Origin of the sequence: Fuchsiella alkaliacetigena (assembly GCF_023227765.1) — a bacterium.
Taxonomy (GTDB): Bacteria; Bacillota; Halanaerobiia; order Halobacteroidales; family Acetohalobiaceae; genus Fuchsiella; species Fuchsiella alkaliacetigena.
This window is the reverse complement of record NZ_JALKBZ010000083.1, coordinates 1-6,707: the sequence shown is the minus strand read 5'-3', so window position 1 is coordinate 6,707 and position 6,707 is coordinate 1. Positions and strand designations below refer to the sequence as shown.

Here is a 6,707-nt window from a genome sequence, read left to right as displayed (position 1 = left end):
TAATCCTTCGTAAACACTGCTATAATAAGTGTTTGCGTGGGGTCTGTTTACCTAGTAAGTGTCGAACTCGGGTTAAAATCCTTTCTTTATATAAATATCTGTGACGCCCCCTATTGATGTTGGACAAAAGGTTAGTTAACACTTTATAATAATTATAGAGGGTAAAAAATAATGCCAAAAGGTGAAACTTATGATCCTGAATTTAAGATGGAAATAGTGCTAGAAGTTCTTAAAGGTTGTAAGCCATCTGTAATAGCTGATTTTTTCCGATTACTTTCCATTTTTAAATAAATATCAGAATGCTATATCCTAAAGACATAGCATTCTGATATAAAAAATCATGTTCTATATTATTAATTCTCTAACTCCCATTCTCCATTTTCTAATACATAAGTTCCAGCTTGTTTATCTCTTTCATTATAATATTCTTTAAATTTAGTTCTATATCCTATTAAATCACCTCGATTAAGACCATACCTAAAGTCTTGATTATATCTTAATTCTACATCATCTGGAATTTTGATTTTTGTTAAATCATTCTCCATGAAGGCCTTAGCACCTATTGTGGTAACACTATCAGGCATATCTACTGAAGTTAATTTATTACCTCGGAAAGCATGAGCATCTACTTTCGCTACGCCATCCAATATTTCTACTGAAGTTAATTCATTATCTTGGAAAGCACTAACATCTATTTTTTTTACGCTATTAGGTATTTTTACTGTAGTTAACTTATTATCTCTAAAAGTGCTAATACCTATTTCAGTAATATTTTTTTCTAATTCTACTGTAGTTAACTTATTGTCTCTAAAAACCTCATTACCTATCGTGTTAACACTGGCTGATATATTTACTGACTTTAAATCATTATTCTTAAAAGCTTGATCACCTATTTCAGTAATACTATCTGGTATATTTACTGATTCTAAGCTATTACTAATAAAAGTACTATCACTAATTTTACTCACACCATATGGTATATCTATTGAGCTTAAATCATTATCCTCAAAAGCTCGATCACCTATTTCAGTAACACTATCTGGTATATCTACTGATATTAAATTATTATCGCTAAAAGCCTGACTACCTATAGTATTGATACCATAAGATATGTCTACTGAGTTTAAATTATTATTACTAAAGGCTCTCTCACCTATTTCAGTAACATTATCAGGTATATCTACCGAGCTTAAATCATTATATCTAAAAGCCCGATCACCTATTTTAGTAACACTATCTGGTATATCTACTGATATTAAATTGTTATAGCTAAAAGCCTTATCACCTATTTCGGTAACACTATCTGGTATATCTACTGAGCTTAATCTATCTTCAGGTCGGGGGTGAGATTGGAAGTGCGACTGGAAACCTACTCCAATTTTAGTAACGCTAACTCCATCAATTTTAGAAGGAATAACAATATTTTTTCCTCCAGCTTCTAAATTGTAATCTTTAATAGTTCCTTTATCTTTATCAAATTGAAAATAATCTGGATTAGTTGCAAATTCTGCACCAATATTCAAATCACTAGAAACCTTTACTTCCTTAGAATTCTCACTACCTTCTAGATCACCTGACCAACCTATAAAGTCATAAGAATCATCTGCTACTGCTGTAACTGTTACTTTCTTCCCTTCTTCATATTCATCTTGAGTTGGTGATATTTCAATATCCCCTTTATCCTGTGCTTCTGTTTCAATTGAATAATAGGTACTACAACCAGTTAATATCAATGTTACTCCTATTAATAGAGCAAGAATTATCTTTTTTTTCAACATTATCTCCTCCTTAGTAATTTAGTTTAATAAGCTACATAAATTGATATAAGTCATTTAGGAAGTTTTAAAATGCTATTATTTAAAAACTTAAAAGCCCATAGTAGCACCTATACCAATTTGGCTACCGCTAATGTCTATTGTACCCATAGTATCATTCGCTTCAAAATCATCAATTTCTGCTTCTCTATAAGCTATTCTACCTACAAGATTAATATCTTCTGTTAAAGCAAAATTGGCTTCAGCACCAACTTTTAAACCAATAGTATTATCGCTAAAAGTTCCATCACCATCATCAAAAGATGCAAAATAAGGGCCAACACCACCAATAGCATATATCCCTTCTAATACTTCATATGTAAATAATCCAGAAATATTGAAAATCTTAACCCCTTCTGTTGGGAAATCTGAATGATTAAAATCGGAGCTAGCTAAAATAGCTTCCCCTTCTAAACCAACAGCAATATCATCGTTTAACCATTTTCGCCCACCAGTATAAAATGCAACCCCATCATTATCATAAACCTCGCTTAACTCCAACATATCATAGGCAACTCCAGCGTAAGCACTAAAGCTTGGTTTCTCTTCATCAAATCCTAATAATTGATCTTGATTTTTTTCAATATCTTCGTTTGCAAATGCAACTGAACTTATTAAAGAAAGCGTCAAAACCACGGCTACTATAATTAAAAATTTCCTTTTCAACTAGGACCACTCCTTAGTAATTATTATAATTAGTTTGATTTGTTTTGAACTAAAATAAATTCTTGCAATACTATTGATTACGCATATTAAAAATTAAAAGTTATAATTATAACCTACTCTAACGCCTTCGCTATCAAATGACAAATAAGTATTCTCTAACTCCTCCAAAAGCCGGCTATTATAGTCCTCAGCCTCGCGATAACTAGCTCTAGCACTATAAGCACCAAAAGCAAAATAGGCAAGGTTAGCACCTAATCTGACGGTATTATTAGTGGTTTGTGATGATACTACACCAGTAGCAATTGCACCGCCTACACCTATGCCTAAATGTTTGAATGCTCGGTCATTATTCGCTCCAAGCATACCTAAACCCGGAAGAAAGAAACTATAAGCCCCTTGTATAAAAGGGTCGGCTTTATTTTCTTTATATTCTTCTTCGACTTTTTCCTCAACAGGCGTTATATAAAGCTGACCAATACCATCTTCTCGTAGAATATAGCCTTCTTTTACATCGCCAACTTCAACATCTTCACGAACATCTCCATCTTCATCTAAAAACGGATTCTCACCAGCAATACCAGCACCAGCAATCCCAACCACCATCAAACTCAAAACTAACAAAACAACTACTAATTTTTTCATCTTAGAAAAGTTCCCCCTCATTAGATTTTTATATATTTAAAAGCAATAGTATTGCAAGAATTCTTTATATTAATAAATTTACAACTTCCGATTTTTCGTAATTTCTTATCCAAAATCAATTGAGTGAATCACATAATATTCATTAATAAGAGTTCTAAATAATCTTAACATTTAGGCTTAATTATACCTTCAACAACGCCTAAAATATGAACATTGCCATTGTTCATTTGAATTGGTTCATAGTCTTCGTTTTCAGGAATAAGCAAAATAGTATTGCCCATTTCTCTGTATCTTTTCAAAGTAACTCCTTCATTAAGATATACAGCAACTATTTGACTATTTTGAGCATTGTTTTGTTTTTTAATTACTACATAATCACCACTATTGATATTAGCATTTATCATACTATTTCCTTTAACTTTTAATATAAAATTGTCATAATAACTATTAAACCAATTTTTTGGCATATAGAATTCTTCGGTTATATCCTGATTAATAAATATCTCTTCGCCAGCTGAAATATCTCCGTAGGTTGATAATTTCTTAAGTTTTTCACTCGGATACTTATTATTATCTATTTCAATTTCTTTTGGAAAATCTTTATTTCTCCTAATCATATAAGTGCTATTTTTATTGATATTAATATATTCAAGTTCTTCAATTCCCTTAGCTAACATTGAGTTATCAAATTCAGGAATATCATTAATTGGTTCAAAATCTTTATTAATTACAATAAACTTATTTCCATTAGTAACTGCTCCAAATTGACAAAACTTATTATTGCTCATATAACTTTTTAGTTGTTTAAGTCCATCGTCTAAACTTTCATTTAAAGATTTAACTTCTATAAAAATATATGGCTGTCGTTTGTTATTTTCATTATATTTAAAAATAGCTAAATCAACATATCCTGTTTTAGAAAAACTTTTAACTTTATATTCTATCTCTAATAGTTCTTTAGGATATTTATAAGTATTAAGCAGTTCATTAACCAGCCACTGTCGTACTTTTTCTTCAGCTGAATACTTATCATTTAATTTTTCTTCAAATTTATAATCACTAGAACATACCTTGTAAAAACTACATATTTTGCTTTTAGTATCCAATCTTAATAGATTAAAATCAATTTCAGAAATAAACTTTGATGGAGTATCACTACTAGATAAATACAATAATTCTGTAGCTCTTGTCATACCTACATATAGCAATTTTCTTTCGCTAGTTTCTTCTTGTTTTTTATTACTGCCTTTTGTGTAGTAGGGAATAACTCCTTCGTTGATGCCAATGATCATTACAACTTTAAATTCAAGCCCTTTAATGGAATGGATAGTTAATAATTTAATAGTGTTATTATCAAAGTCAGGCTCACTATTTGTCTTTATGATCTCGGCAGGGGTATTTCTATTAGTAAGTTCGTCTTTCAAGTTATTTAATTGATTCTTTGTTCGAGCTACTATGGCAATATCCTTGTAATCATAATTAACTTTTAATTTATTTTCTATCTCCTGAATTAAAAAATTAGTCTGTTCTTCATCTGTAGAAAACCTTTTATAAATTGGATAACTTCCTTGCTTATCTATTAGTGATGGTTTTACAAAATGCTCATCATCTATAATATTGTTATCATTTTCAATAAAGCTATAGGCTGTTTCAGCAATTTGAGTTGTAGTTCGGTAGTTTTTACTTAGAATATTACTTTTTCCAGTCATATCGAAGCCAATACTAGTAAAAGGACGACCATTAACCAACCAAGCTTGAGAATATATGCTTTGAGCAGTATCAGAAAGAAAAGTAATGCTTGAATAATCCTTTGTATCATCATACAGTTCTTTTAAAAACAAGAGTTGCACTTTATTTAAATCCTGACATTCATCTATAATTAAGTGAGTATATTGATCTACTTTATTGCTCTTGACTATATTTAAGGCCTCAATTTCCATATCTTTATAATCAATTCGCTTTTCTTCTCTTGATTTTTTATTATAATATTCCATTAGTTCGAATATTGATTTTCTACTATCAGAGTTTTTGTTCAATCTTTGAGGTCCGTCTTTTTCTTGAGTTCCTCTTCCTAATCTATTTGCATTTTGATATTCCTCTAATTCAAGATAGTTACAACCTTTAATCCACTCAATTTCATTAGCTAAAAAACCAATATTATTTTGATTTAAAATACTGACATCAGGATACTGTTCTTTTAACTTAGCAATTCCATCTTTGATAATTTTGCGTTTGCGTGATTTTCTAATTATTTTTGCTTTTTCATCTTCTTTTTTATACCTATGATAATATCTAGCAACAAGACTATTAACTGTTTTTATTTCTACTTTGCTACTTCTTTCAAAGGATTGATAATTTTTGTTGCTTTCATTTTCTGCTTTTTTATATAAATATCCTATGTATTTGATTAGAGTACTTCCAAAAGTGACAAATAAGATAGAGTCATCTTTCTCACAGAAATTTTCCAATAAAAAAGGAATTCTATGAATTCCTACTGTTGACTTTCCTGAGCCTGCAACTCCTTTGACTAATCTGTGACCATTTGGCTCGCTTCGGATTATTTTTTTCTGTTCTACATTTAAATACATGTAATTTCTCCTCCTCGTTAAATTTCAATTTATGTATATAAAGAATATTTATTCTTAGTCTCCACAACTTTTTCTATTTCTTCTTTATCTAATTTACCTTCTTCAATTATTTCTTTTATTTTCTTTTGTGAAAGCTCTTTTTTAATTTCAAAATGAGTATTTAAGAGTCTTTTTATATTCCAAAATGTTTCTTTATCTCCAGCATTTTTAGCTGAATTAGCAATATCAACTAATTTTTCATACATTTTTTTATTTTCGTTTATTTTTAATTTCACCTCAGCTGTCTCTTCATATATTCCTTTTTGTTTTAAGATTTCTTTTGCTTTTTTAGTGTTAAAAGTAATTTTTGTATTATCTACTACTTTAGCTACTTCAGTCCCGTCAACTTTAATTCTAATATTACCTTTTTTATCAATAGACAAATACTTTTTACCAGTCTCTAATTCTTTTAATATCCTTCCATCTTCATAGTTTGTTTTTCTACTTCCTACAAGTTCTTCACGAGCTTTATCTCTAACTTTTTTGATTTTTTTACGGAATTCATTAATTTTTGCAAAACCTATTGCTAAATCTAAAGTTGGTATGTTCGGAAGTTCCTTCTCGAAATCTTCCAAGGATTTAATCTCACCACTTTTATCCATAAAAACTTTTAGATTATTGTTCTCTTTCATTTTAAATATCCTTTCTCTTTTTTATAGTTCGACATATTCCGGCAAATAACAAATTATATAAATATTTCTTAAGTAGGGAATAAAAAAAGGGTTAATTTATCTAAGATTAATTTTACTAACTTTTTTAAGGCATCATTTGAATTTCTTTGCTTTCATATTTCGACAATCACCTACAATTAACCATAAATAGAATTATGCACCTGCATAGTATTATTTATTGATTAGTTGAATTTTTCCTTCATTCAAACCAAACCCGAGTTCGACACTTACTAGGTAAACAGACCCCACGCAAACACTTATTATAGCAGTGTTTACGAAGGATTAGA

At 29.7% G+C, this 6,707-nt stretch carries 5 protein-coding genes; all 5 read right to left on the bottom strand.

The genetic code is table 11. The features are described from left to right. Positions 1 to 353: 353 nt before the first annotated feature. Positions 354 to 1,775, bottom strand: coding sequence for a leucine-rich repeat protein (locus MWH30_RS13195; RefSeq protein WP_248664562.1), 1,422 nt, complete (start codon positions 1,773 to 1,775; stop codon positions 354 to 356). Positions 1,776 to 1,865: 90 nt separating this feature from the next. After that, complete coding sequence (locus tag MWH30_RS13190) at positions 1,866 to 2,480, bottom strand: putative outer membrane beta-barrel protein (RefSeq protein WP_248664561.1); 615 nt, start codon at positions 2,478 to 2,480, stop codon at positions 1,866 to 1,868. Between the two features lie 93 nt (positions 2,481 to 2,573). Continuing rightward, entirely contained in the window at positions 2,574 to 3,122 is a 549-nt protein-coding gene (locus MWH30_RS13185; protein ID WP_248664560.1) for a hypothetical protein, read from the bottom strand. 164 nt (positions 3,123 to 3,286) lie between these two features. Next, positions 3,287 to 5,710 (bottom strand): transcriptional repressor LexA, encoded by a 2,424-nt coding sequence (gene lexA, locus MWH30_RS13180; RefSeq protein WP_248664559.1) that lies wholly within the window; start codon positions 5,708 to 5,710, stop codon positions 3,287 to 3,289. A gap of 29 nt (positions 5,711 to 5,739) precedes the next feature. After that, on the bottom strand, positions 5,740 to 6,381 hold the full coding sequence (locus MWH30_RS13175) for a hypothetical protein (protein WP_248664558.1): 642 nt from the start codon (positions 6,379 to 6,381) through the stop codon (positions 5,740 to 5,742). Positions 6,382 to 6,707 lie beyond the last annotated feature (326 nt).

Coding starts and splice junctions, on each gene's coding strand:
- MWH30_RS13185 (WP_248664560.1), bottom strand. CDS start 3,122: ATGAAAAAATTAGTAGTTGTTTTGTTAGTTTTGAGTTTGATGGTGGTT.
- lexA (WP_248664559.1), bottom strand. CDS start 5,710: ATGTATTTAAATGTAGAACAGAAAAAAATAATCCGAAGCGAGCCAAAT.
- MWH30_RS13175 (WP_248664558.1), bottom strand. CDS start 6,381: ATGAAAGAGAACAATAATCTAAAAGTTTTTATGGATAAAAGTGGTGAG.